This is a genomic window from Natribacillus halophilus, assembly GCF_900100185.1.
Taxonomy (GTDB): Bacteria; Bacillota; Bacilli; order Bacillales; family Marinococcaceae; genus Natribacillus; species Natribacillus halophilus.
In genome coordinates, this window is the sequence record NZ_FNEN01000044.1 from 1 (window position 1) to 1,348 (window position 1,348).

At 45.3% G+C, this 1,348-nt stretch carries 2 protein-coding genes; both read right to left on the bottom strand.

All coding sequences use genetic code 11. The annotated features are described in order from the left end of the window. Nucleotides 1-27: 27 nt before the first annotated feature. Complete coding sequence (locus BLS58_RS17095) at nt 28-747, bottom strand: transposase (RefSeq protein WP_218126288.1); 720 nt, start codon at nt 745-747, stop codon at nt 28-30. A 7-nt stretch (nt 748-754) separates the two neighbouring features. Beyond that, nucleotides 755-1,267: a helix-turn-helix domain-containing protein gene (locus BLS58_RS17100; RefSeq protein ID WP_090400358.1), complete on the bottom strand. Its 513-nt coding sequence runs from the start codon at nt 1,265-1,267 to the stop codon at nt 755-757. Nucleotides 1,268-1,348: the final 81 nt, after the last annotated feature.

The following is a 1,348-nucleotide window of genomic DNA, read 5'->3' on the forward strand; positions in this document are numbered from 1 at the left end:
CTAGTGCAAAACGGCTGAAATAAGTGATCACACCTGCAAAGGACGACCTTTGAACGTCCAATGGAACGGCTTGGCCAAATGTTGATTATAATATTCGATATATTGAGCTAAGCGATAAGCTAAGTCATCAATGGATGTAAAGCTAGCTCTCGGGTTGATTAAATCCCGACACAGAATACTGAACCAGCATTCGATTTGGTTGAGCCATGAGCAGTGTTTCGGTGTATAAACGAACTGGATGCGATGACTTTTGTCTTTGAGAAATTTCTTTCGGGTTTTCTTGGTTTTTAAGATGCCGGAATGCCCTTTCTTCCCAAGTGAACCCTGAGGAATGCCACATTGGTCAGCGACAAAACGGACCAAAGATTCGGATTGATGCGTGTTGAGTTGGTCGACCACAAAGACATACGAGGCCTCGGGATCTTGAGCTACAACGTTTTCGATGTGTTCAACAAAGTCTTTTTCCTTGCGGGTTGGTCGAATCATCGGAGCCACAATTTCTCCTGTTTGAACGTCACGGGAGGCAATCAAACCGGTCGTTCCATGACGGATGTATTCTTGTTCGCGTTTTTCCGGGGAACCTGCTTTCATAGGCTTTGCAGGACGAGCATGTTCAAGGGCCTGGATACCGGTTTTTTCATCCGTGCAAAAGACATACTCATCTCGCATGGGTGCTTGATGGTAGGTGTCACAGACCTCCCTGACCTCTTTTCGATATTGTTCAAGATCATCAATCTTTGGATTCAACCACACCTTACTTTGGTGGGGTTTGAGATCCGCCGATTTTTAAAAAACGCGAGACGCTTCTCGTCGAGATGCTCTCCACAATGCCTTCTTTTTCAGCTTGACGAGCAAGCTTTCCGGGTGTCCAATGGCTGTACGGTAAATCTTTGTCTTTCGGTGACTGACAAGATAAGGTCAAAATTTCAGCCACTTGCTCATCTGTAAAGAAACGTGGTTTCCCTGACCGTTGTTCATCACTAAGCGTGTCATGAATCGTTGCTTTTAACGCATGGGGCCGTTCGGTTTCGACTTGAGCCACGGCTTCGGCTAAGTGATCCCACCGATTGCGCCATTTCTTGACCTGGTTTCGATTCAAGTTATTGTGTCTTGCGATTTGTTTATTGTTCATACCGTCGGCTGCATTTAAGATAATGTGCGCACGTGTTTTCAAATGCAGAGGCGTATGCGTCCCTTTGTCCAGTTTTTCAAGGATTTTTCGTTGTTTATCACTAAGTTCTATGGTTGCCGCTTGTTGAGCGACCATGATGACAACTCACCTCGTATCTATGATTCTATCAGCAGGATAACATTGGTGTGAGTGGTTAATTCAACCATTGTGCACTAG

Coding starts and splice junctions, on each gene's coding strand:
- BLS58_RS17100 (WP_090400358.1), bottom strand. CDS start 1,267: ATGGTCGCTCAACAAGCGGCAACCATAGAACTTAGTGATAAACAACGA.